Origin of the sequence: Duganella sp. CF458, from assembly GCF_900113115.1 — a bacterium.
Lineage (GTDB): Bacteria > Pseudomonadota > Gammaproteobacteria > Burkholderiales > Burkholderiaceae_D > Rugamonas.
In genome coordinates, this window is the sequence record NZ_FOOF01000001.1 from 151,800 (window position 1) to 176,425 (window position 24,626).

Genomic DNA, 24,626 nt, shown 5'->3' on the forward strand with positions numbered 1-24,626 from the left:
TCGACCATGGGCATGCTCGCCAAGATGGGCGGCTCGCTGTTGGTCGGGGCTTTGGTCGGCGCCGCGCTCACGGCCCTGGTTGTCGCCGCGGTTGTGGCAACCGTGGCGACAGGCGGTCTCGGCCTGGGCGCAGTGCTGGCGATCGGCTTTGGCGTCAGCATGGCGATGGAAGCAAGCGGGCTAAATGGGTTTATAGACAACCAGGTTAATCGGGCTGTCGACAAATTCATTCCACCTTCGATTGAGGGCAAGATCGTCAGCGGGTCGCCGGACGTCAAGTTCAATTCCCTCCCCGCCGCGCGTGCCGCCTCGCCTGGCGAACTTGACACCATTGCATGTGGCAAGCACTCGTCGGGCCCGCCACCCATGCTGGCGCAAGGTTCCGATAACGTCTTCATCAATGACCAGCCGGCGGTCCGCAAAGGGGACATGACCACTTGCGGAGGTACCGTCGCCGAAGGTTCGGAAGATGTCTTCGTCGGCGGCGGCACGGTGACAGTGCGTGAAATCGAAGACGAGAGGCCATGGTGGATCACCGCGCTCGGGGTGGCCATTGGCGTCGCGTTGACGCTGTGCGGTCGCGGGAAGATGAATTTATCGGCGCTGAAGTCGGCAGTGCCTTGCCTGCTGCTCAATTTCGGCGCCTCGTTTGCGGGAAGCATGGCTGGCCATCAGATCCGTACCACGATGGGCAATCCTGTCAACGTCATCACCGGCGGCAAAGTACTGAGCGATCCGCCTGATTTTTCGCTGGCGGGCCCTCTCGCATTGAACTGGGAGCGCTTCTACAGCAGCCACGATTCCCGCGAGGATGGCTTGCTTGGCCGCGGCTGGAGTGTGCCGTTCGAGTTAACCTTGAAAGTTGTACGCAATAGCGCTGGCACACTTACGTCCCTGGAATTCACCGATGCCCAGGGCAGGACCATGGCATTTCCCGCCGTGCTGCCAGGTGAAAGCCACTACAGCACTGCCGAAGGCTACTACCTGATTTGTACGGAACTCGGGCAATACCTCATCGAAAGTGTCGATGGCCTGTATTTCGATTTTGGCGTCCCCACTCCTGAATTCAGTGGCACGCTCAAGCTGCAGCGTATCGAAGACCGCAACGGCAACTGGAACGCGCTGCGTTATGACTCCGCCGATAAGCTACGCCAGCTGAACGACAGCTGCGGCCGCACGCTCAATCTGCATTATGGGTCTGCCCACCCGCTTCGGGTCGAACGAATCGAACTGATTCAAGGTGTCGATGGCGAACCACCGGAAACCCTTGTTTGCTACCGCTACGATTTGCAGGGGCAACTGGCCGAGGTCGTCGGTCGCGATCGGCAAACGACGCGCTGCTTCGCTTATCAACAAGGCTTGATGAGTGAACACCGCACGGCCGGCGGACTGCGCTGCCACTATGCCTGGAACGGCAGCGGCCCAGATGCGCGCGTGGCTCGCCACTGGACCGACGACGGCGAAGCCTATGCTTTCGAGTATGACCTGCTCCACGGAGTCACCACCGTCACCGATCAGATCGGCCGCGTCAATCGTTGGGAATGGAACCGCGACTGCCAGCCAACCTCATACACAGACCCTGAGGGAAATACCTGGAACTACGACTGGGACGAGCGCCGCAAGCTGACGCAGATGACCGATCCCTTGGGCGCGCGTACACAATGGGAATACGATGAAGCCGGTCGCATGGTCAAGAGCATCAGCGCGCTTGGGCAGATCGAATCGGTGAAATGGCACGATCGCCTGGACCTGCCGGTCGCCGAAATCGATGCCGCCGGCAACCGCACCGAATACCACTACGACAAGGTGGGCAATCTCACCGCCATCACCGACCCGCTCGGCCACGTCACGGAGCAGTTCCACGATGCGAGGGGCTTGCCGCATACGTTGCGCGACGCACGCGGCGGCATCAAGCATCTCGAGTGGAATGCGCGAGCACAGTTGACAGCGCATGTCGATTGCTCGGGAAAGCGCACCGTCTACGAATACGATGCGCGCGGCAGCCTGGCCCGGAGCATAGACGCCCTGCGACAAATTACTGTGTACCGCGCAGATGAGCACGGACGCGTTGTCTCCATCGTTCATCCCGACGGCACGGAGGAGAGTTTTGAATACGACGCTGCCGGTCGAGTAAGCGCCAGCCGGATTGGCGACGACCGGACCACACGCTATGAACGCAACGCGCGGGGATTGATCACGCGCCGGCGCAATGCTTTGGGGAGAAGCGTTGAGTTCAGGTACGACGCCGCTTTCAGGCTGGTCGAACTGGTCAACGAGAACGAGGAATCGTACCGCTTCGCGTACGACAAGAATGATCGCGTGATTGCCGAAGTCGGGCTGGACGGCGTCACGAAGCGCATTGCTTACGACCAGCGTGGCCTTGCGATAGCGGTCACCAGCGCCGCTGGCGAGCCCGATGAACTGACGGTACGGATGGAGCGCGACCTGTTGGGGCGCCTCACTTGTCGCCATGCACGCGGGTTCAGTACATCGTTCCGCTATGACCAGTTGAGTCAGCTCGTGCATGCCGCCACCTTCAGCGATTACGGGGGCGCGCGCAAAGTCTATGACGAATTGGCCTTCGCCTACAGCAAGCGCGGCGAGCTGCTCAACGAAACTGGGCACATGGGGTTGCTCGCGCATAGCTACGATGAACTCGGTAACCGCGTCAGCACGATACTGCCTGACGGAAGGACGATCCAGTCCCTGCACTACGGATCGGGGCATATCCACCAGATCAATCTGGACGGTGAGCTGATTTGCGATCTGGAGCGCGACGACCTGCACCGGGAAATTGGCCGCAGCCAGGGCGTACTGAACACCATCTTTAATTACGACAGCGCGGGAAGGCGTACCCGCGCCCAGTCCATGCGTGACGGCCGGGCCGTGCTGGCCAAGGAATGGGCTTACGACCCGTCCGGCGAAATGGTTCGCAAAGACCACTCCCTCAATGGACGCACTTCCTACACCTACGACCCGTTGGGAAGGATTTGCTACGCGGGCCAGGAAGCGCAGCGCGAAATGTTCCATTGGGATGGCGCTGCCAATCTGGTCGACTCCGTTCAGCCCGGCGGCTACGTTCGACACAACCGTATCCTCATGTTCCGTGACCGGCGCTTTGAATACGATGTGCACGGACGGCTTGAAACCAAGCGCACCGGCGCACACACCGAACAGCATTTCACCTATGACGGCGAGCACCGGCTCAGCCACGTCGAAACACGTCGCGCGGGCGTAACGCAGCAGGTGAGCTTCGACTACGATGCCTTGGGGCGCCGCATTCGCAAGCATGATGAATTCGGCACCACGTTGTTCCTGTGGGATGGAATGAGCCTGCTGCAGGAGCAGCGGGGAACGCAGGCGGCCACCTACCTCTATGAAGCGAACAGCTACATACCGGTCGCCCGGATCGACAGCGCTGCTGGCGGCGATACGTTGGGTGACGGCGGAACGAAGCACGCAAGCTCGAAGACGCCTACGTATTATTTCCATTGCGATGTTTCAGGCTTGCCGGAGGAATTGACCGCCGCCTCCGGAGACCTCGTGTGGCGCGCACAATATAAAGTATGGGGCAACACGGTTGCCGAGAGCTGGACTGCCGAGCCTGTGGATGCGCAAGCGCTGCACGAGTCTCCGCTGCCGCAGAATCTGCGCTTCCAGGGGCAGTACCTGGACCGTGAGAGTGCCCTGCACTACAATACCTTTCGCTATTACGACCCGGATATTGGGCGATTCATTTCGCCTGACCCCATCGGGCTTGCGGGCGGCATTAACCTGTACCAGTACGCCCCTAACCCCGTCGGGTGGAGCGATCCACTTGGGCTCGCGGGGCTACCGGATGTCGTTCGCTACAAGCCGCGGGCCGAAATGACTGCCCAGCAGGGTGCTCGTGGAACCGCGATCGATCGAGCTTGGGTTCAGGAAAAAGCTTTGATCGAAAAAACAGGGATGGGAACGCGCGATTGGAGCCCATCGGAGATCGAACTGATCAAAAATACGAAAAACGGCAGCTTAACAAGCGTGATGAGCGAGCACGGCTATACAGGACACCACATTAATTCAGTTAAAAATAATGGTGCCCTAGGTCTCAAGTGGAAGGGAGATCCTCGCAACATCGTTTTCCTAGAGAATGATAAGCATCCGAATAGTACCAACATGCCGAACGCATACAATGAGCATTTCCATTCGGATCAAGGTCACCGTGGGACCACTACCAACACTTCACGCGGCCGTTTGATTGATCGGATGGCTACACTGCGATGCCGAAGTTAATGCGTTGGACCTAAAGTTACTGGAGAAATTGAATGTCGCTCGACGTTGCATTGAAGAATTTTGCTGACGCTTTTGCAGCTGGGTCGGAAAATATCGGAACTGTTGAGTATCGCCCCCCCCAACCATTCGTTGAGCCGATTCCACTTGGATCAGTCTTGCGAGACTATTATGAGAGACTTCGATTTAGTGACAGACCTCTAGTGGGGGCGAGGCTCATGCTGAAGCTGTTTACGCTCGATTGGTTAGAGGCGGCTCAGCATGGATGGCGCTGGATACGCAACAAAGACGGCACGATCACGGAAAATCCGGTTTGGAACAAGCACTGGATCGTCATCGCGGATCGCAATGGCGATGCAATCGTTGTCGATAACAGTACCGCCGGCGGCGTAGTGACCGGCCACATTGGCTCTTATAGTGTGAAGATTGCCGATGATCTCGCGAGTTTTTTCCAAGTGATGGCAGAGGCTATGACGCTTGAAGCGATCACCTTCAATTACGACGTGCTCGACGACGAGCTCAACCCCATTCCAGGCTTTCTTGATGCGGTCAGTGCGATTGCGATGCGCATTCTTGGCCCTGATGGTGAGGCCGGCTTCATGGAATTCTTCTTCGGCTAAGCGCGCAACTCATAGCGCAACGGGCCGTATGACAAGGCAGCAAAACAGCATGAAGCCGCTAAGCAGCAAAGCCAAACCGGGAGATTTGTTTTACGTCCCGGCCAAGAACAAGGAGGGCAAGACTGGCTTTGTGATCGGGCGCTATATTGAGCTTATCCCTACGAATGTTGGTCATCTGATCGAGGTATTTGCAAGGTTTTACACAGAGCACCCCCAGTCGATCAGTGAGGTTGATAAAAGCCAGCGGCTATTCCGCCCGATCAAGTGTTCACTTCGATTCGCCGAAATTCCAAGATGGAAGGTTCTGTTCAGCGATCCCGATTACGACAAAAGCCAATCGGACTATGACAGTATTGCCATCGCGTTTGATACAAAGCTTTGGATTGGCGGCAAGAGCCGTAGCGCAATAAAGGATGAACTAAGGGAGTTTGAGGACTCGACCTGTTGGCGCATGCATCACATCGTTTTTAGGGTCAATGCAAACCCGGCCGGAATCTTCGGTCCCAATGATTGGTATGACTACCACCGCGTACCAAAAGGACAGCGCGTAGACGACCCAGCGGCAAAGGAAGAAGTACTTGCCTTGGCTGAAGCGATGGATGCGCGATTCAAAGGTTGGGCAGAAGAGGAAAAGGCGAGCAAGCCTCGCAAGTGACAAGTGGCTCAGCCTTAAGGGCGGCTACGAGGTAGTCCAACAGGGCGATTAAGGCCCGGATGTTAGCGAAGAATGATATGGCTGATAGCAACGTTTTTAACACAGTGGCTCCCGCAATTTCTATGGCAGATTTCGGCGACCTCGAACAAGCACTGGGGTATCTTTTGCCCGAATCGTTCAAACAGCACTACATTCGCTACAACGGCGGAGCACCCAGTGACACCCAAGTACCCGGTGACGACGCGTGGGAGCCAACAGAAGTTGCAATGTTTTATTCGATTAAGCACCCGCTGCCCGGGCAGGACAGCACATCGGAAATGCTGAATCACTTCCAGGCCATGCGTGCCAAGAGAGTCATACCAGATTTTTTCCTGCCATTTGCTTGGGATCCGGGCGGAAACTTTTTCGGTCTTGATCTTCGTGATGAGGGAGTTGCCTACTACGCGACCGATGTGTTCGATCCGGCGCTCAGCCAAGCGGAGAATTACAAGAAAGCACAACGACACGTTGCGAGGTCATTCGAGCATTTTCTCGAAATTTTAGAGCCCAACCCAGATGCGAGTTGGTAGGACTTCCCCAGTTTCTTCCAGGTCAAGGCTGAGGCCGTGACGATTCAGTCGGACGCCTTCAATTACAAGGTGGTCGACGAAGATTTTAACCACCGATTACTGATATTGTTGACGCGGCCTTCTAATACGTTGAACTTGATAATTTTAAGGACGCGGATTAAGTCGCACACGAAAATATCGATTTCAATATGAACAGGTACGTAGGTTTTATTGCGTTGAGCAACGCTGTTGACGATTTCCCCGATTCCGGTGGCCTTTATACGAAACCAAAGATCGACCGTAAAACGATTCTGGAAGCTGAATTTGTAGTCATTCCAAGCATGGAAATGGAGGAGTGTTTTTACGAAAAAGGAGGATACATTCCGGAAGAATTGGCTGGGAAAGGCTACTTTGAATGGTTAGAAGCTCCTATGGTGCGAGCTGTGATCAGCAATAAGCTGTCGCATGTTCCGGGTGCGTCAACTGCGGAGATTGTGGACGCGATGTTCTACTACCTTGAGTATGATACTTTCAAGCACATGTGAAAGATTATTGGCGAAGGCCAACGTGCGCAGGGATCGCTCCGGATGGCAGGGAGGATGTAACGCTCGCCCTATGCTTGGATAGTAGGTCAGTAAGACGACCTTGATAAAAAGTCAATCTTTCAGCTGCATGGTGGGTTCTATGAAAAGCGGAGTTATGGAAAGCGATTGCGACCAAAGTCGAAGCAATTACGGACGACGACGATGACCTTTCGTCATTGTGTGTTTGGCTTGACAAAGGAGGCTATATCGCACTGGCAAGGGAAATGGATGAGGGCAATATCGAGTGTGAATTTTTGGATCAAATAAATGGCTTCAAACCGAAGCGGCTCGAGTACAAGTTAGAGGAAAGAATCCTGCAGTTGATTTTATTCGATGAGGAATACTTTGACAGACAGCGAACGCTCCAGCAATTGAAGGTCAAATTTCCTGAAGGGCTTGCCATCCTTGATCAAGTCACCGAATGCCTTGAATCGATCTTTGCCGAGTGACGGTACGACGTGTTCAATGAGGACTAAAGAATAGAAGCGCCAAATGACTGAGTACATTAAATCTATTTCGCACCTGATAGCAGGCTTAAAATTCCTAAAGCAGGAAGCATGGATTCATACGAATATAGAAGTTTGGCGATCAAACCCAGAAAAGGCGGACTTTTATTATTTGCCTTGGGATTACATGCAAAGCCTGGCAGACGATGAGGTCTTTGTAAACAATGATGGCTTGGAACTCCCACTTGCTTTGAGAGATAAAAATTTGAAGGAATGGATGCTGGTTAATGTCCTTGCACATATCTCGAATTCTATAAATTGGAAGATGGAGAGTCCGCAAGAATTCATTGACCAGGTCAACTATTACCTTGAATTTGATACCTTTAAGCGGTGACAGAAGAAGGTCCACAGAAAACTTTCGCAGTCGCCGGTGAGCCGAGAAGCGCCGTAACACGAGGTAACGGATCGCAGAGCGCTTTTGAGCCATATCAAATGCGCGCTTCAAGCAGTGGTGAAAATGATAGGATCCACTTAAGGAGCTGCCATGGAAGCCACTCCCCCACCCGAGCTCGCTGCATACGAGCTACGCACGACGCAACTGGAGAAAACCGTGAATGACCTCTCCTGCGACCTGAGAACATTGCGATCGCACATTGATGGCCGCTTCATCGAGCAACGCGCTCATTTTGACGCGCAACTATTCGCTGCAATGGAAAAGCTCAATACCCGCATGGACTCGCAAACTTATATGATCATCGGCATACAGGTGGCAGTCTTCCTTGCGCTGGTCGCGCTGGTCGCGACCAGCTAAACGAAAAAACCCTGCCAGATCAATGACCTGACAGGGTTTCTGTACGTCCTGGTGCCGGAGATAGGAATCGAACCTACGACCTTCTCATTACGAATGAGCTGCTCTACCAACTGAGCTACACCGGCAAAGAGCCCGGATTATAACAAACAAACTTGCGCGTTTGCTAGTATCAGGGCGCCATCATTGCAAAAATTACACGGCTTCCTGGTGGTAGCTGGTGACCAGTGCCACTTCGTCGCGGGAGCCGAGGAACACCGGCACACGCTGGTGCAGCTTTTCTGGCTGGATGTCGAGGATGCGGCGCTTGCCGTCGGTGGCCATGCCGCCCGCCTGTTCAACGATGAAGGCCATCGGGTTCGCTTCGTACATCAGGCGCAGGCGGCCCGGCTTGGATGGATCGCGCAGGTCGGCCGGGTACATGAAGATGCCGCCGCGGTTCAGGATGCGGTGCACGTCGGCCACCATCGAGGCGATCCAGCGCATATTGAAGTCGGTGCCGCGCGGGCCGGTGGAGCCGGCCAGCAGTTCGCCAATGTAGCGCTGCACCGGTGCGTGCCAGTGGCGCTGGTTGGACGAATTGATCGCGAATTCCTTGGTCTTGGCAGGAATCTGCATATTGCGCTGGGTCAGCACCCACGAGCCCATCTCGCGGTCCAGCGTGAAGCAGTTCACGCCATTGCCGGTGGTGAGCACCAGCAGGGTTTGCGGGCCGTACACGGCGTAGCCGGCGGCCACTTGCTTGGCGCCTGGTTGCAGGAAATCCTGCTCGCTCGGTTCGGTCATGCCGTCCGGTGCCTTCAGCACGGAGAAGATGGTGCCGATCGATACGTTGACGTCGATGTTGGAGGAGCCGTCCAGCGGGTCGAACACCAGCAGGTATTCGCCTTTCGGGTAACGGTTAGGGATCGGGTGGATGTCTTCCATTTCTTCCGAAGCCATCGCCGCCAGGTGGCCGCCCCATTCGTTCGCTTCCAGCAGGATTTCGTTGGAGATCACATCCAGCTTCTTCTGCACTTCACCCTGCACGTTCTCCGATTCCAGCGCGCCCAGCACTTCGCCCAGTGCGCCCTTGCCGACGCTGTGGGAAATGGTTTTGCAAGCGCGGCCGACGACCTCGATCAGGAGGCGCAGTTCGGCAGGAATGCTGTGGTGCTGGCGTTGTTCTTCAACGAGGTATTGGGTCAGGCTGATACGTTTCATTATTTCCCTAGGTTTGTGCTTAATTAGTTTGCGAGTGCCTTGCTGACCACTTCCATCACGTCGTTGGACAGTTTGGTGGCGGCGGCGACTTTTTCCAGCGCGTGGCGCATATGGATTTGCAGCGCCGGGGCATAACGGCGCCAGCGATCCATGCTGCGCGCCAGGCGGGCGGCGACTTGCGGGTTCAGGGCGTCGAGCTTGATCACGTGCTCGGCCCAGAACTCGTAGGCGCTGCCGTCGGCGGCGTGGAACTGCGACGGATTCTGGTTGCAGAAGCTGAACAGCAGGCTGCGGGCGCGGTTCGGATTCTTCAGCGTGAAGGCCGGGTGTTTCATCAGCTCGCGCACCTTAGCCACATTGGTATGCGGTGCGGAGCCTTGCATGGCGAACCATTTGTCCACCACCAGTGCTTCGCCTTTGAAGTCCTTGTAGAAGGCGTCAAGCTGTTTGCCGGCGTCGGCACCGCTGTGGATCAGGGCCGACAAGGCGGCTGCGCGGTCGGTCATATTGGTGGCCGCGGCGAACTGCTCGCCGGCCAGCCGCGCCGCTTCGGCGTTCGGCTGCACCAGCAGGTAGGCCAGCGCCACGTTTTTCAAACCGCGCTTGCCGGCTGAAATGGCGTCAGGGCTGTAAGGACCTGGCGTCGCATTGGCGGCGTACACCTGCAGCAAGTCGGCATGCAGCGCGGTACCGATGGCGTGGCGCATGAACTGGCGTGCGCTGTGGATCGCTTGCGGGTGCACCACTTCCATCTGCTCGGCGATGATGGTTTCCGACGGCAGGATCAGGCATTGCTCGCGGAAAGCGGGATCCAGTTCCTTGTCGGTCAGGACGGCGCGCAGTGCGGCAATGTAGGTGTCGTCAAGCTTGAGCGGCTTGTCGTCCAGCACCGACCGGGTCAGCGACAGTAGGCGTTCCATGGCCAGGCGCTGGCCGGCTTCCCAGCGGTTCACCGGGTCGCTGTCATAGCGGAACAGGTGCAGCAGCTCGTCGTCGGTGTAAGGGTATTCCAGCACCACCGGCGCGGAGAAATCGCGCAGGATCGAAGGCACCGGCGCTTCGGCAATGCCTTCAAAGCGGAAGGTCTGCTCGCCCTTGGTCAGTTCCAGTACCTTGGTCGGGATCAGGTCCCTGCCGTTGCGATCCAGCAGGCCGACGGCCACCGGAATATGGAAGGGTTGCTTCTCGGCCTGGCCCGGCGTGGCAGGACAGGACTGGCGCAGCGTCAACTCGTATACCTGCTTGGCGCCGTCGTGTCGGCCGCTGGCGTTGACCACCGGCGTGCCGGCCTGGCTGTACCAGCGTTCGAACTGCTTCAGGTCGCGCTGGTTGGCATCGGCCATCGCGGCGCGGAAATCGTCGCATTGCACGGCCTGGCCGTCATGGCGCTCGAAGTACAGGTCCATGCCCTTGCGGAAGCCTTCGCGGCCCAACAAGGTCTGGTACATGCGCACTACTTCGGCACCCTTTTCGTACACGGTCACCGTGTAGAAGTTGTTGATCTCGACGAAGGAGTCGGGACGCACCGGGTGCGCCATCGGGCCTGCGTCTTCCGGGAACTGGGCCTGGCGCAGCGTGCGCACCTGGTCGATACGAGTCACGGCGCGGCCGCTGTCGGTGCCGATCATGTCGGAGCTGAACTCCTGGTCGCGGAACACGGTCAGGCCTTCTTTCAGCGACAACTGGAACCAGTCGCGGCATGTCACGCGGTTGCCGGTCCAGTTGTGGAAGTACTCGTGGCCGACCACGGCTTCGATGCCGGAGTAGTCGACGTCGGTCGCCGTGCGCGGGTTGGCCAGCACGAACTTCGTGTTGAAGATGTTCAGGCCCTTGTTCTCCATGGCGCCCATATTGAAGTCGCTTACCGCGACAATCATGAAGCGGTCCAGGTCCAGTTCGAGGCCCCAGCGTTCCTCATCCCAGCGGATCGAGTTTTTCAGCGACTCCATCGCGTAGTCGGTCTTGTCGAGGTTGCCCTCTTCCACCCACACCTGCAGCAGCACTTCGCGGCCGGACTTCAGCGTGAATTTCGCTTCCTGGCATACCAGGCGCGCGGCCACCAGGGCAAACAGGTAGGACGGCTTTTTGAACGGGTCTTCCCACTTTGCATAATGGCGGCCGTCGCCCAGGTCGCCCTCTTCCAGCAGGTTGCCGTTGGAGAGCAGGACCGGGTACTGCTCCTTGTCGGCGCGCAGCATGACCGTGTAGCGCGCCATCACGTCCGGACGGTCCGGGAAATAGGTGATGCGGCGGAAGCCTTCGGCCTCGCACTGGGTGTAGAAACCGCTGCCCGAGGTGTACAGGCCGGAAAGCGTCGTGTTTTCGACCGGGGCGCAGGTGGTTTCGATTTCCAGCAAGACGTCGACCGGCGCATTGCGGATGGTCAGGGTATTGTTGCCAATAATATATTGGCCGGAATCCAGCTCCGCCCCGTTCATGCGCAGGGTGACCAGTTCAATGGCTTCGCCGTGCAGCACCAGGTCGCGGCTCTTGCTGTCGGGGTTATGGCGCAGTTGCACGCGGTTGGCGACGATGGTGCAGGCGGGATCGAGGTCGAAGCCCAGTTCCACGGTCTCCACCAGGTAGCTGGGCGGGGTGTAGTCTTTACGATAAATCGCTTGAGGGCTGTCGGTGCGCATGGTTTGGGCGAGCGAGGACAAAGAAGGCTATTTTACCAATACCAGGCAAGGGGTACGCCCGATTCTTTTCCAGTGTCCCTGCGGGGGTAACATTCTGTAATAATTAGGTGAAACGCATGTTGCCGGATTAAACTGGCCTATAGGATAAAAAGGAGTCTCGCCATGAAAGCGCTAGCCATTTTGGTGGCAGCCACCAGTTTGTTGCTGAGCGGCTGTGCCACTACCCTGCGCAGCAACGTTACGGTCTTCCATGAGTGGCCGAGCGACCTGCCGGACAAGTCATACACCTTCGAAACGCCGTCCCCGGGCGAGGATACGTTGGAATTCCGTAGCTACCAGAACCTGGTGAGCGGTGAACTGGCCAAGCTGGGCTTCACCCAGGCCGCGACTACCAAGGACGCCAAGCTGCGCGTCGGCATGCAGTTCAGCACCATCGACCGCCCGGTCAAGGTCCTGACCGCGACCGACCCGTGGATGTATGGGCCTGGCCCGTGGGGCTATTACCCACGCTGGGGCTACTACCCTTACCGTTATCGTTACTACGGTTTTTACCGCCCTTACTACGATCCATGGATGTGGGGGCCGATGGAATACCGCGAAACCATCCAGCATAACTACGACCGCAACCTGCGCGTCACCATTAATAACCTGCAGGGCAAAAAGCTGTTTGACGTGACCGTGCAGAACACCAGCCGCAAGCAGTCGACCCCATTGGTCATGCCGGCACTGGTGCAAAGCGCCTTCACCGGCTTCCCTGGCGAAAGCGGAAAGGCCAAGCGCGTAGATCTTGAGCTCCAATAATTTCATCAAATCGACCGGGCGGTGGCTGCGCGAAGGCGCATCCACCGCCTTTTTCCGTCCGCCGCGCTGGGAAGGACTGGCCACCGGGCCGGGCGTCATCGCAATCCTGGTGCTGCTGGTGCTGGGGCTGTCGGTAGTGTTCCAGCGCCTGTATATCAACGGGCCCGCCATCTTTTACTGGAAGGCCATCGCCTACGGCTGGCTGACGTTCGCCCTGCTGCCCTTCTACGCCTTGCTGGCGCGCGGCACGGGACCGAGCGGGCGTCCCGGCGCAGCCCCGGACCTGGCGCTGCTGACCACCCTGTTGCTGGCGCAGGGCGTCTGGATGGAACTGTTCGTTGACCTGTGCTTTACCGCCATGCTGTACAGCGGATCCGAGGCGTGGTCGGTACGCTACCTGGGGCAATGGGGCGCATGGATTTTGTGGGGCATTCCGGTCACCCTGATGATCCTGTCGCAACTTGTGCTGCTGGCGCGCGGTGGGCGCGGCAGGCGCTGGCCGCTGGCGCTTTGCGCAAGTTTGATGGCGGGCGTGGTGGCGCTCGGCGTGGCCACCCAGCAGCCGGACTTCTGGTATCCGAAAAAGCAGGAAGCCAATAACGAAGAAGCGTCGCGCTACCTGAAACTGACCGCGGAACTGATGGAGTCGCAGCCGGTGCTGTTGTCGCGCCAACTGGCTGCGCTGGCGCCGCAGCGTCCCGGCAAGGTCGATATCTACGCCTTGACCTTTGCGCCCTACGGCGACGAAGTGTTCCGCAGGGAGAGCCAGATGGTGGCGGACGTGATGTCGCAGCGCTTCGACACTGCCGGGCGCACGATGCAGTTGGTGAACCATTTCCAGACGGCGGAAAAACTGCCCTGGGCGACGACGGTGAACCTGCGCAAGGCGATCCGCAGCGTTTCACGCACCATGGACAAGGACGAAGACGTGCTGTTCATCTACCTGACTTCGCACGGCGCGCGCGAAGGGCAGTTGGCGGCGGACTTCTGGCCGTTCGAACTGACCGAGCTGACGCCTTCCACGTTGCGCAAGTGGCTCGATGAAGCGGGTATCAAGCATCGCGTGATTGCGGTGTCTGCCTGCTTCTCCGGTAGCTGGATTCCATCGTTGAAGGACGATGCCACCATGGTGCTGACCGCAGCTGACGCCGACCACACCTCATACGGTTGCGGCTACAAGTCCGAACTGACTTTCTTCGGCCGCGCCATGTTCGACGAACAGTTGCGCAGCCACACGCGCTCCTTCGAGCAAGCCCACGCCGCCGCACGGGAAGTCATCCGTAAGCGCGAAGTCGAAGCGGGCAAGGACGACGGCTATTCGAACCCGCAAATTTCGGTCGGCAGCGCCATTCGTGCCAAGCTCGCCGCCTTTCAATGATCAATGCGGCGCCAACTGGCGCAGGGAAATATCGTTGTGACCGACTCCGGGGACGACATGGAAAGTCGCCAGGCCGGAGCGGAAACCGCGGTACAGGGCTTCGCTGCTGGCTCGGGGAATGACCTCGTCGCGCTCGGCGGCCAGGATGGTGGTTGGGGCGTTGACCTTGGCGGCATAGCTCACCGAGTCGTAGCGGTCGCGCAGCAGCAAGCGCACCGGCAGCCACGGGAAATGGTGTGAGGCCGCGCCAGCCATGCTGTCGTATGGCGTGACCAGCACCAGCCGGTCCACCGGTTTGTCGCTGGCAAGCCGGGTGGCGATGCCGCTTCCCAGGCTGCGGCCGACCAGCGTCACCTGCGGGTGCAGGGCACGCACATATTCATAGAGCGCCTGGGCATCGGCAAACAGGCCCGCTTCCGTCGGCGCGCCCGGTGTGGCGCCATAACCGCGATAGTGCATCAGGTATAGCGCCTGGCCGGGAAAGGCAGCCTGCAACTCCGCCAGGCTGTACCCTACCGCTTCCGCATTGCCGCCGAAATAGATCACGGCGGAAGTGCCCGGCTGCTCGTGCAATGTGACACCAACGCGTGCCCCGCCCAACGACAGCACGGTGCCGCCATCAAACGCCTGGGGAAAGTAGATCATGCTGCGCTGGCGGAAAAACACCACCGCGCACACGGCAATGTAGACAGCCAGCACGATCAGCAGCAGCGACATGGCCATGTGCGCCACCGGCTTACGCGCGCGCATCCGCGCGCCCCCAACTCATGCCCCAGGAATACAAAGCGACAAACATCATCACATCCATAAAGATGCCAAATACCAAGTATAACAATGGCAGGAAGAGCAGTGTCAGATGGTGCAGCACATAGGCGTGCAGCAGATACTGCATCGGAAAGGCCACAATGAAATAGGCCAGCGTGCAAACGGTCAAGCCTACTTTGCGCCACAGCGAAAACCCGAACATGTAATAGGTCGCCCCCAGTCCCCACGGCATCATGAACAGGAAGATCAGCGCCATGGTCAGCGCATCGCCCAGATAGCGGGCCGAGTCGTATGGGAACTCGCCTGGCAGGTAGTGGAAGAAAATCAGCGCCGTAGCCTGCACCAGCAAGCAGGCACGCACAATGTATTGCAACGGCAGGAAGCGGTCGCGCGACACCAGGAAAGTGGCCAGCAAGGCAAGCACGCAACCGGCCAGCGTTATCCACCACAGCTGGTTGCCGGGTTCCCCGGCAGGCAGTAGCGGGAATGGCAGGTCCAGGTAGTATGCTCCCAGGTCGACCTGGCGAACCGCGACGCTGCCCTGCGGAGCGATGCGCGGCAGCCAGAATTCGAACAGGCCGCGCCACAGCGCGAGGATCGGCGACAGCAGGCAAAGCAGCGCAATGGTGAATACTGCGGGCAGCGCCAGCGAGCCCAGCAGGTTAATACGGCTCAACTTGATCTGGTACATCGAGCGGTGCAGCTGGATCGCGCTGCCGCCGAAGCCGCGGAAGCGCAAATCGTCGATCTTGCGCTGCAATGCATGCAATTGCTTCACGCTCAGAATTCCTTGAACAAGGCGGCTTCCAGGCCGCGGCGGTCATAGAACGGGTTATGGTAGGCCTCGGCGCGCAGCTGGAAGCCGTAGGTCGGGGCCAGCCATTTGCGCCAGGTGCCGCTGATAACGTTGCTGCGGAAATTCACCAGCAGGTCCGCCGAGCCGGCGCCGATGTACTGGTAAGCCTCTTCGCCCATATCGTAGCGCAGCGCGACGTATTGCTGCTTGTCGTAGCCCCAGGTCGCGGCAACATACTTGACGTTGGCCATCACGCCGCCGGGATTGCTGCGATTGATGCGCGTGCCGCCCTGCAGCACCCACGCATTGGGCAGGTACCACGACAGGCCGAGCAACAAGCTGCGGTCCCGATGGCCGTCATGCGCATTCACCGCCGTCACGCCGACGGTGGCTACCACATCGCGCGCCGCGCCCAGCTTGCGGTTGATCACCGCATCGGCGCGCGCTTGCGGGTAGAAGAAGCTGCTGCCATGGCTGCCGGCCAGGCTGCCGTACCAATCTTCATTGAAGACGTGGCTGACGCCGCCGACCACCAGCGTGCCATGCGCCCCGAACTGGCGTGCATTCACCAAGTCCGCGTTCCACACCGTTGCGTCGGAGGTCCGCAGTGAGCCGCGGACGAATTGCTGGTTCCAGGTGCCGAAGCCGTCGCTCAGGCTGTGATGCAGCAAACCTGCTTCGACCGTGCCGGTGGTCGCAGCTTGTGCCACGGCGCTACCGGTTGCCAGCAAGGCTGCCAGGCAAACAAAGGGCTGGTGTAACTTACGAATCATGCATGCTCCGTATCAGGATCTCTTTGATGCGCGCGGCGGCAAAGCCGTCGCCGAATGGATTGGCGGCGGCGCGCATTGCCGCGTATGCCTGGGCGTCGGCGCGCAGCGCATCGACGGCGCCGATAATGGCGCTGCTTTCGGTGCCGATCAGGCGGCCGCCGCCACTTGCCACCAGCTCCGGCCGTTCAGTGGCTTCGCGCAGGATCAACACAGGCACATGCAGGCAAGCCGCCTCTTCCTGGATGCCGCCGGAATCGGTCAGTACCAGCCAGGACTGGCGCAGCAATTGCAGCGTGGTCGAATAATTCAGTGGCCGGGTCAGGAAGATGCGCGCCGAAACCTCTTCCGGCAAGTCGGTAAAGACTTCGTCCACCGTGGCACGGATCTTTGGGTTGCTGTGCACCGGCCACACGATGACCAGGTCTTCGTCGGCCATCAGCAGCTTGCGTACCGTGGTCGAAATCGACATCAGGGGATGCCCCAGGTTTTCACGACGATGCGCCGTGATGAATACCAGCCGCCGCCCTGCCAGCACATGGTGCAGGCCGCGCAGCTGGGGGCTGGATAATTCATCCGGGTTGCCCGCCAGTTCCGGATCCGTGGTTGCCAGGCGCACCGCGTCGACAATGGTATTGCCGACCATATGGATGCGATCGCCTTCGACATTTTCGCGCAGCAGGTTGAAGCGCGCGTTGTCGGTCGGTGCGAAATGCCAGTCCGCCAGCCGGCCGATCAGCTCACGATTCTTCTCCTCCGGGAACGGATTGAAGCGGTTGTGCGAGCGCAAGCCCGCCTCCACATGGCCGACAGGGATATGCTGGTAGAACGCCGCCAACGCCGCCATGGCCGCGCTGGCGGTATCGCCATGCACCAGCACCGCTGCCGGCTTGACGGCCTCGAAGGCCGCGCCCAGCTTCTCCAGCAACATGGCCGACAGGTGATGCAAGGCGTCGGAGGTGCGCTGCAGCGGCAAGCTGTAATCGGGCAGGATCTTGAAGAACCGGTACATCGGGTCGGCCATGTCTTCGTGCTGGCCGGTATGCAGCAGCAGCGGCTCCAGGCCATCGTCCTTCAGCGCGTAGTAGACCGGCGCCATCTTGATGATCTCGGGCCTGGTGCCCATGCAAAGGAGGATCCTGTTTGCGCCCAATGTGGCTCCCTGTATCAGCTGATGGTTGCGGCAGGAACGACGTAGCCAAGCTCCCGTGCCCACACGGTGCCGTGCGCTACCGCGCCTTCGCGCACGCGGATCTCAACGGCCGTTACCGTCGTTTCCGCACTATCCGATCCCAGCACCGTGCCGGCATCGATCTCGATGGATTTTTCGCAGACCAGTGGGCCACGGATCGTACAGCCGGGGCCAATGAACATATTGCCGCTGCAGACCAGCGCACCGTCGATGCGCGCACCGGCCGCCACATGCAGGTCGCCGTGGCACTTGATGCTGCCTTCGATCATGGCGTGCATGCCGAGCGTCATGCTGCCGCGCGCCACCAGGTTGCCATGATGGAGGCAGGCCTCCGGCACATCCAGGTCGCCGCCGGCCAGCCAGCGCCCTGCGGCATCGTCCAGCAAGGCCGCCGGCCGCTCCAGTGCTTTGCGGCTGGCCGGCTGCGGCTGCGGCAGCGGCGCCGGCAGCGCAGCGCCGAAGCGGATAGTCGGCGCATGCATGCGCCCGAAGCGGGTTTCGCCATGCAACACCAGCTCCTGATTGGCCGACACCCGGCCGAACAGGCGCGCGCGGCGGCCCGCCGTCAAGCGGGTATCGCTGTGCGCCCAGCGCAGCACGTCGCATTGCTCGCCCAGCACGATATCGCCGCGCGCCAGCAAGGCACGGAAGGAGTTCCCGTTGCCGGTGCGGATCGCACCTGCGGCGAAGACTTCCTTCTCGTACAGCAGCCCCTGACCAAGCTCCAGCGCCCCCGTGCCCAGTACCAACTGCTGCATCGCCTGCGCTGCGCGCTCCTGTTCCGTGATCGAGGGCGTGCCGTCGGCACCGACCAGTTGGTAGCGGTCGCCCGTCGCCAGGCGGCCGTTGCGCGGCACGGTGGCGGCGCCGGCGGCCTGCGCCAGCTCGGCAAACTGCTCACCGAGGAACTGGCGGAAACGATTGGCGAAATGTTTGATGTTGCCATCGTAGTCGCGCACCACTTTCAACGGCTGCGCGTCGCGCCTGACGCGCCACTCCACCAGCGCCGGCAGCAAAGGCAGCATGAACAGCACTACCTGGAAAGCAAAGAACAGTACGATCCAGCTCATGGCCTGGCCTCCGGCTGGCGATAGCGCGTCGTCTTGTCCCATTCCAGGCTGCGCCTGAACAGCCCGTCGAACAGCACCTGCCGGAAGGTGGCAATCGTGATGGATAGCAGGCTGACCAGGAAGCCGAAGTAATTCAGCGGCATCAGGCGGATACGTTCGCGGCTGCCATCCAGGTAGACTGCGGCGCCGATCTCGAAGAACGCGGCGAAGTTGCCCAGCGCGCTGTATGACATCAGGCAGAACAGGGCCAGCACGCCCGTCAGCCAGTGATTGGCGTCGAAATAGAACAAGATGATGGCCAGTACCCAGCCGGCCAGCAGGATCGGCGACATGGCGAAAACGCCCAGCAGCAGCATGCCATCGAGCTTCTCGCGCAGCGATACCTTGTTGCTGGCCATCAGGGCGCCCGCATAGCGGAAGGCTGCCTGGTTGTGCCCCTTCGACCAGCGCATGATCTGGCGCACCCGCACCGGCCAGGTCTCCGGCACTTCCTCGTAACATTCGGAGCGGTTCTGGTAGGCGGTCTTCCAGCCGCTTAACAGCAAGCGGTAAGTCAGGTCGGTGTCTTCGGCCAGCGCGTCGTCGTGCCAGCCGCCGATCGCTTCCAGCGCTACGCGCCGCACGCCGCCAACGGTACCGCCGTACTGCGGCACCAGCGACAGGTTCATGCGTGCCTGCTGGTCCACCTGGTAGCCGCCGGAGCGTTCCATGTCCAGCAGCCGGGTCAGCAGGTTGCTGCCCGTATTCAGCGGCACCACGCGGCCCATCACGGCGCCCACTTCCGGATCGAAGAATGGCGCCACCAGCTGGCGCAGCAGGCCGCGCCCCGGCACATAATCGGCATCGAACACGATCAGGATGTCGCTGTCCACCTGTGCTGTCGCATCTTTCAGCGCGGCAGCCTTGCCCGGCTTGCCCCCGCTGCGGTGGAACGGCGTAATGCGGCCGGGATGGGCTGCGCAGATCTCGTCGATGATGCGGCGCGTGTCGTCGGTCGAGCGGTCGTTGACCGGCATGATGCGCAGGCGATCGCGCGGGTAGTCCACTTCCAGCAGGGCGCGCAAGGAATCGGCGATCACGGCCTGCTCGTTATGCGCAGCTACCAGCACCGTCACGCTCGGCCAGTTACCGCTATCAACGTCCAGGTAGGGATGGCGCTGCGCGCCGTACAGGCGGTTGAAGGTGAAGTAATAGTGCCGCACGGTGTATACCAGCACCAGCACGATCACGGCCCACAGCAGGTAGAGCATGACGGTCAAGGTGCGGGACGACAGGACCTGCTGGTGGCGCGAACGGACCTGGTCGTGGATGCCGAGCCAGTTGCCGTTTTCGGCTTTGCGGTGCAAGGCTGATGTGGGATCGAGGCTGAAGGCCGGCGCGGCGGCTTCCGCCGCGGGCGCCGCAGGAGCCGGAGCGGCCAGGGCCAGCGACAGGGACAGCCACCATCCGGCAAACAGCGCGAGGATTTGCAGGGTGAAACGGTGGCGTTCTGTCATCGGTTCAGCCTCCGCCGCTCAGTGGAATTGGTCGATGGGACATTCTAGCAAATCAATTTTCAGTTCGGTCAACCGTGACGGCCGGCACTGCCGGCGAGAACGGTGCGGCCAGTTGTCCACCCAGATGGTTGGAGACCGGTGTATCGCTGCCATATTCCGCCGGCCAGCCCGGCGGCAGGTGATGGGTGCCGAAAATCCGGTCCAGCACCGGCAGCATGGCGGCAAAATTGCGGTCGACATGGTCATGGCGCGTATGGTGCCAATGGTGGAAGGCCGGCGTCGACAGCAGCCACTCCAACGGTCCCAGGCGCACGCGCAGATTGGCGTGGATGAAAAAGCCCCACACGCTGCCAACCAAGATCACCGCCACCGGCGTGGCGCTGCCGGCCACGCCCGGTCCTGCCAGGCCAAGCACATACAGGGGCAGCAGGCTGCACAGCCGTGTGAACAGCAGGTCGACCGGATGGGCGCGCGTGTTGGTCAGGAAGTAGACGTGGGCAGCGCTATGGTGCACGGCGTGGAAGCGCCACAACGGCGGCCAGCGGTGCGCCAGGCGGTGGGCCCAGTAGGCGCCGAGGTCGCCGACCAGCAGTGCCAACAGCAGACGCTGCCCTAGTGGCAAGGCCGCCAGCGTTTCCGGAACGGCGGTGGGAATCAAGGCGCGTGACAGCTGCGCGGCGAGCGCCAGCGGCACTGCCAGCACCAGCATCGGCAGCAGGCTATTGGCGAAATAATAGAACAGGTCCGGCCAGCGCTGGCGCTCACCCGGCTGCGCTTGGCGCACAGCGAAATAGCGCTCCAGCGGCAGGAAGATGGCGCACAGCACGCACAGCCATACTACGAGTCGCAAAAGCTGTTCGGCCATGGCTGTCACGGCAGGGCTTCAGCTCAAGGCTGGCGACGGCGGCGCAACGCCACTGCCAGCAGGCCCAGTCCGGTCAGCATGGTCAGCAGGCTGGCAGGCTCAGGCACTTCCGCTGGCGGCGAGCCGTCGTCCGGCGTATTGATGGCAAACAGCGAAACGCCGTCCAGCAGGGAAAACGGCGGATGGCCTTCCGGCGTTCCGGCGGCCAGGAAGGACAGCAGGCTACCGCCGGACTTGGCGGTAAAAGTGAACGCTTCCTGCATCCAGCCGCTCGAAGCGTGGCTCTGGTTATTGTAAGCAGCGGTTTCGAAGGTATTACCGTCGATGCTCACGCTCCACTTTTCACTGGTCTCGCCGTGGAAGCCCCACTGCTGGGCAGCCGCCCATTCGAACTTCAGCATATAGGTGGTGCCGATCACCAGGTTGTTGATCGCCTGCTGGATCGGGACCACCCCATACGCACCGTCGGCGGCGAGGAAATTGCCGCCGTTGGCGCTGTGCGCCAGCGCGTTGGCGCCGCCGTTATTGGCACCCCACAGCGTCAGGGGGATGTCATTCTCGCTGCCGAACCAGGTGACGGCACCGGTGGTGTCGGCGGTGCCGGAAGCGAACACAAAATTGTAGCCGCCAGGCGAAGTCCAGCCCGAGACGGCAGTATTGAAATCCACCTGTCCATTGCCATTGGAAGTCAGCTCAAAGCCGCCGTTCTGTATCAGGTTAACCGGACCGGCCAGTACCGACGAAGCCAGCATGCAGGCTGCAAATGCCATAACGCAACGCGAAGCTCTACTCAACACTGAGTTTTTCATAATTCTTCCTTGAAATTCAAATGTCCTGACGGAACATAAGCAAGAATTATGCCAAATTCAATAACTCATCAGTAAACTATTGAGCGCAATGAAGATTCTCTATGGAAACACTCATTATTTGAATGCCAAATGAATTGAGTGTAAAGAAATTCGACATTGACTATCTGAAGTTCAGCGGTAATAAGCTTCACTGGCAAAGGTGATGAGACCGATCAGGGCCACGGCACTCAGCAGGACAATCAGCAGTCGTCCAAATTTCGGGGTGCCGTCGTCTTCGGCCGGGCGTTTCTGGTCGGTCATGGTCACTCAAGGCAGTAGGATGGTGGAGCCGGTGGTGCGGCGCGCCTCGAGGTCGCGGTGCGCCTGCCCCACATCGGCCAGATTATACCGCTGCTTGATCTCGATCTTGACGTCGCCGCGCGCCACCACGTCGAACAGCGATTGCGCACAGGCCTCAAGGTCTGCGCGCGTTGCGGTGTAATTGCCGAGCGCTGGACGGGTCAGGTACAGCGATCCGCGCGAAGCCAGTTCGCCCAGCGAGAAATTGGCCACCGGCCCGGAGGCATTGCCGAAGCTGACCATCATGCCGCGCGCTTGCAGGCAGTCGAGTGATCCGATGAAGGTATCCTTGCCGATCGAATCGAACACGGTGGAGACGCCTTTGCCGCCGGTGACCTCGCGTACCCGTTCGGTGAAGTTCTCCTTGTTGTAGTTGATCGCATGGGTCGCGCCATGCTGCAGCGCCAGCGCCACCTTCTCGTCGGAACCGGCGGTGCCGATCAGGTTCACGCCCAGGGCACGCGCCCACTGGCATGCGATCAGGCCCACGCCGCCGGCGGCCGCATGGAACAGGATGGTGTCGCCGGCCTTGACCGGCGCTGCGCTATGGAACAGGTACTGCACCGTCATCCCCTGCAGCATCATGGCGGCAGCCGTGTCGCTGCCGATGGCGTCCGGCAGCTTGACCAGCAGGCTGGCGGGCATATTGCGCGCCTGTGCATAGGCGCCGTTCGGACGGCCGGCGTAGGCCACGCGATCGCCCACCCGCACATCGCTCACACCCTCGCCCACCGCCTCCACCACGCCAGCGCCTTCCTGGCCCAAGCCACCCGGCAGCGGCTGCGGGTACAGGCCGGTGCGGAAGTACACATCGATAAAGTTAAGGCCGATCGCCTCGTGCCGCACGGTCGCCTCGCCGGGGCCTGGCGCCCCGACTTCGAGGTCGACGTATTCCATCACTTCCGGCCCGCCGCTGCGGGACATGCGTATCGCCTTAACCATTCCATACTCCTTAGTGTGTGATGAAGCCGCGCTCGCGCAGCCATTGCGTCATGCGTGGATAGTGCTCGCGCGCCCAGTGCGTGGAGTTGATATAGGCGCTGCCGCCGTCAACATCGGTTTCCCACAAGCCGTGCGCCGCACGCGGCAACATCCATATCTGGTGATCCTTGTGCCCGTTCGCATCGAGCGTTTGCTGGAACAGTTTGGCGCTCTTATGCACCGGCACGAAGGCATCTTTCTCGCCGAGTATATACACCACGGGTGCCTTCAGCTTCTTCAGGTCCGGCAGCGGGTCGTAGCTGTAGAAGGCCGTGCTGGTTTCGCTCGGCTTCTCCTTCAATGTATCGGGCACGATTTCGACCTGGCTGGCCCAGCGCGCGGTTTCGCCGGCACGGGCCGCGGCCAGCAACTCCGCGCGGTTGGCGCCACGGCTGGTCACCCAGCGCATCAGCTTTTCCTGGTAGGCGGCGCCGGCCGTCACCTCTTCTTCGCTGAATCCTTGCGCGCGCAGGGAATTTTCGATGCGATAGACCTCCTGCTCGGCCGGCGGCACGGCCGACGCGGCTTGTGCGATCACGAAGGCGACTTTCTGCGAACGGATCGCCGCCAGCGGCGCCAGCCAGCCGCCCTGGCTATGCCCCCAGGCGCCGATGGCATCGGCCTTGATGTCGCTGCGCTTGCCGAGCAGCTCGATGCCTGCGATGGCATCGTCGGCCAGTTGCTCCATGGTGGCCTTATTGAATTCGCCACTGGATTTGCCGACGCCGCGCTTGTCGTACATCAGCGCGGCCATGCCATGGGCTGCGAAGTAATAGGCCTGCAGTGCATAGGCGCCGCGCGGTGCGGGGCTGGACATCTGCGTCAGCACGATGGCCGGGAATGGTCCCTTCCCTTCCGGCAGCACCAGGGTGCCGGACAGGGTGACGTCGCCATTCCTGAACGTGACTTCTTCGGAGCGGAACTGCAGGCGGCGGCCGGTTTCCTTCTTGCCGGCCTGCTGCCATACCACCTTGTCGCCATCGAAGCGCATGGTGGTTTCGCGCACGGCGGGATTCAGGTTGCCGGCGCCGGCGTAATACACGTTCGGGCTTTCGGCGAACATGGAGGCGTAGCGGCCGCTGCTCATATCGCTGTAGAACATTTGCGGGAAATCGCCCCACTCCGACAGCACCACGACGCGCTTGCCGGGGAATTCATAGGCGCCCAGCAGCGGCTGGTGGCGTGCAGGATCGTCGGCCAGGGTGCGGCGGAAGGCAAATCTTCCGTCTTTCCCGTTCAGGCTTACCTTGCCGGACAACAGCCCGTCTTGCAGCTTGCCGTCGAATTGCAGCACTCCGTCCGGCCCCGGCAGGGCGAAGTGCACATGGCTGCCGCGCCGGGCAACCGCATCCAGCGCCAGGCCTTTCTTCTCGAAGGCGGGAATGTCCACCGTGGCCTTGCCATCGGCGCCAAAATGCGGCCGCAGGAAGTTGGCGTCGTTGCCGACACCGTACGTGCCGACCCAATGCCCGGCAAGCCCCGGCGCCGCGGCGTGCGCAGCAGAGGCAATAGCCAATACGGCAATGCCGCCCAGGATGGTTTTCATATGCAGTCTCCCCGATTCAGTCATGAGGGCGCTACATTGCCAGCGC

At 60.4% G+C, this 24,626-nt stretch carries 23 protein-coding genes and 1 tRNA gene; 10 read left to right on the forward strand and 14 right to left on the reverse strand.

Annotated features, from left to right (window positions below; translation table 11 throughout):
- Positions 1-12 precede the first annotated feature (12 nt).
- The 8 genes from BM269_RS00655 (at position 13) to BM269_RS00690 (ending at position 7,933) form a co-directional block, all read left to right on the forward strand.
- Complete coding sequence (locus BM269_RS00655; RefSeq protein ID WP_170860243.1) at positions 13-4,272, forward strand: RHS repeat-associated core domain-containing protein; 4,260 nt, start codon at positions 13-15, stop codon at positions 4,270-4,272.
- A 32-nt stretch (positions 4,273-4,304) separates the two neighbouring features.
- A complete protein-coding gene (locus BM269_RS00660) occupies positions 4,305-4,889 on the forward strand; it encodes an SMI1/KNR4 family protein (protein WP_139232639.1) in 585 nt (194 codons plus the stop codon).
- A gap of 49 nt (positions 4,890-4,938) precedes the next feature.
- Positions 4,939-5,544 carry an Imm26 family immunity protein gene (locus tag BM269_RS00665; protein WP_090434502.1) on the forward strand — a complete coding sequence of 202 codons (606 nt, stop codon included), beginning with the start codon at positions 4,939-4,941 and terminating at the stop codon, positions 5,542-5,544.
- Positions 5,545-5,621: 77 nt separating this feature from the next.
- Positions 5,622-6,113 (forward strand): SMI1/KNR4 family protein, encoded by a 492-nt coding sequence (locus tag BM269_RS00670; RefSeq protein ID WP_170860244.1) that lies wholly within the window; start codon positions 5,622-5,624, stop codon positions 6,111-6,113.
- Positions 6,114-6,301: 188 nt separating this feature from the next.
- The gene (locus BM269_RS00675; protein ID WP_090434507.1) at positions 6,302-6,637 is read left to right on the forward strand and encodes a hypothetical protein; all 336 of its coding nucleotides are present in this window, start codon (positions 6,302-6,304) and stop codon (positions 6,635-6,637) included.
- A 263-nt stretch (positions 6,638-6,900) separates the two neighbouring features.
- Positions 6,901-7,125, forward strand: coding sequence for a hypothetical protein (locus tag BM269_RS00680; RefSeq protein ID WP_090434511.1), 225 nt, complete (start codon positions 6,901-6,903; stop codon positions 7,123-7,125).
- Between the two features lie 43 nt (positions 7,126-7,168).
- Complete coding sequence (locus BM269_RS00685; RefSeq protein ID WP_090434512.1) at positions 7,169-7,516, forward strand: hypothetical protein; 348 nt, start codon at positions 7,169-7,171, stop codon at positions 7,514-7,516.
- A gap of 150 nt (positions 7,517-7,666) precedes the next feature.
- A complete protein-coding gene (locus tag BM269_RS00690; RefSeq protein ID WP_090434516.1) occupies positions 7,667-7,933 on the forward strand; it encodes a hypothetical protein in 267 nt (88 codons plus the stop codon).
- 49 nt (positions 7,934-7,982) lie between these two features.
- Here BM269_RS00690 and BM269_RS00695 read toward each other — a convergent pair.
- The 3 genes from BM269_RS00695 to pepN form a co-directional block, all read right to left on the reverse strand.
- A tRNA-Thr gene (locus BM269_RS00695) sits at positions 7,983-8,058 on the reverse strand.
- 67 nt (positions 8,059-8,125) lie between these two features.
- Positions 8,126-9,133 (reverse strand): class 1 fructose-bisphosphatase, encoded by a 1,008-nt coding sequence (locus tag BM269_RS00700; protein ID WP_090434519.1) that lies wholly within the window; start codon positions 9,131-9,133, stop codon positions 8,126-8,128.
- Between the two features lie 23 nt (positions 9,134-9,156).
- A complete protein-coding gene (gene pepN, locus BM269_RS00705) occupies positions 9,157-11,772 on the reverse strand; it encodes an aminopeptidase N (RefSeq protein WP_090434521.1) in 2,616 nt (871 codons plus the stop codon).
- Between the two features lie 162 nt (positions 11,773-11,934).
- Between pepN and BM269_RS00710 the strand changes: the two genes are divergently transcribed.
- Both BM269_RS00710 and BM269_RS00715 read left to right on the forward strand, forming a co-directional pair.
- Positions 11,935-12,573 (forward strand): DUF4136 domain-containing protein, encoded by a 639-nt coding sequence (locus tag BM269_RS00710; RefSeq protein WP_090434525.1) that lies wholly within the window; start codon positions 11,935-11,937, stop codon positions 12,571-12,573.
- Positions 12,560-13,951 (forward strand): C13 family peptidase, encoded by a 1,392-nt coding sequence (locus BM269_RS00715; RefSeq protein WP_090434528.1) that lies wholly within the window; start codon positions 12,560-12,562, stop codon positions 13,949-13,951. The genes BM269_RS00710 and BM269_RS00715 overlap by 14 nt, the downstream gene beginning before the upstream one ends.
- Here BM269_RS00715 and BM269_RS00720 read toward each other — a convergent pair whose 3' ends face one another.
- From BM269_RS00720 to BM269_RS00765, 11 genes are all read right to left on the reverse strand, one after another.
- Positions 13,952-14,701, reverse strand: coding sequence for an alpha/beta hydrolase (locus BM269_RS00720; RefSeq protein WP_090434531.1), 750 nt, complete (start codon positions 14,699-14,701; stop codon positions 13,952-13,954). It abuts the gene before it with no gap.
- Positions 14,688-15,494: a hypothetical protein gene (locus BM269_RS00725; protein WP_090434534.1), complete on the reverse strand. Its 807-nt coding sequence runs from the start codon at positions 15,492-15,494 to the stop codon at positions 14,688-14,690. Before BM269_RS00725 ends, BM269_RS00720 begins: the two co-directional genes overlap by 14 nt.
- A 2-nt stretch (positions 15,495-15,496) precedes the next feature.
- Positions 15,497-16,285 carry a YaiO family outer membrane beta-barrel protein gene (locus BM269_RS00730; protein ID WP_090434536.1) on the reverse strand — a complete coding sequence of 263 codons (789 nt, stop codon included), beginning with the start codon at positions 16,283-16,285 and terminating at the stop codon, positions 15,497-15,499.
- Positions 16,275-17,408 carry a non-hydrolyzing UDP-N-acetylglucosamine 2-epimerase gene (wecB, locus tag BM269_RS00735; protein ID WP_090434538.1) on the reverse strand — a complete coding sequence of 378 codons (1,134 nt, stop codon included), beginning with the start codon at positions 17,406-17,408 and terminating at the stop codon, positions 16,275-16,277. Before wecB ends, BM269_RS00730 begins: the two co-directional genes overlap by 11 nt.
- 41 nt (positions 17,409-17,449) lie before the next feature.
- Positions 17,450-18,544 (reverse strand): polymer-forming cytoskeletal protein, encoded by a 1,095-nt coding sequence (locus BM269_RS00740; protein WP_090434541.1) that lies wholly within the window; start codon positions 18,542-18,544, stop codon positions 17,450-17,452.
- Positions 18,541-20,040: a glycosyltransferase family 2 protein gene (locus BM269_RS00745; protein WP_229204445.1), complete on the reverse strand. Its 1,500-nt coding sequence runs from the start codon at positions 20,038-20,040 to the stop codon at positions 18,541-18,543. The genes BM269_RS00740 and BM269_RS00745 overlap by 4 nt, the downstream gene beginning before the upstream one ends.
- 52 nt (positions 20,041-20,092) lie before the next feature.
- Positions 20,093-20,905, reverse strand: a complete 813-nt coding sequence (locus BM269_RS00750; RefSeq protein WP_090434543.1) for a sterol desaturase family protein — start codon at positions 20,903-20,905, stop codon at positions 20,093-20,095.
- A gap of 23 nt (positions 20,906-20,928) precedes the next feature.
- Positions 20,929-21,675, reverse strand: a complete 747-nt coding sequence (locus tag BM269_RS00755; protein WP_170860245.1) for a PEP-CTERM sorting domain-containing protein — start codon at positions 21,673-21,675, stop codon at positions 20,929-20,931.
- 210 nt (positions 21,676-21,885) lie between these two features.
- Positions 21,886-22,014 carry a hypothetical protein gene (locus BM269_RS29945; protein ID WP_255372298.1) on the reverse strand — a complete coding sequence of 43 codons (129 nt, stop codon included), beginning with the start codon at positions 22,012-22,014 and terminating at the stop codon, positions 21,886-21,888.
- A 6-nt stretch (positions 22,015-22,020) separates the two neighbouring features.
- Entirely contained in the window at positions 22,021-22,995 is a 975-nt protein-coding gene (locus BM269_RS00760; protein ID WP_090434548.1) for a quinone oxidoreductase family protein, read from the reverse strand.
- Between the two features lie 10 nt (positions 22,996-23,005).
- Complete coding sequence (locus BM269_RS00765) at positions 23,006-24,580, reverse strand: alpha/beta hydrolase family protein (protein WP_170860246.1); 1,575 nt, start codon at positions 24,578-24,580, stop codon at positions 23,006-23,008.
- Between the last annotated feature and the right edge of the window lie 46 nt (positions 24,581-24,626).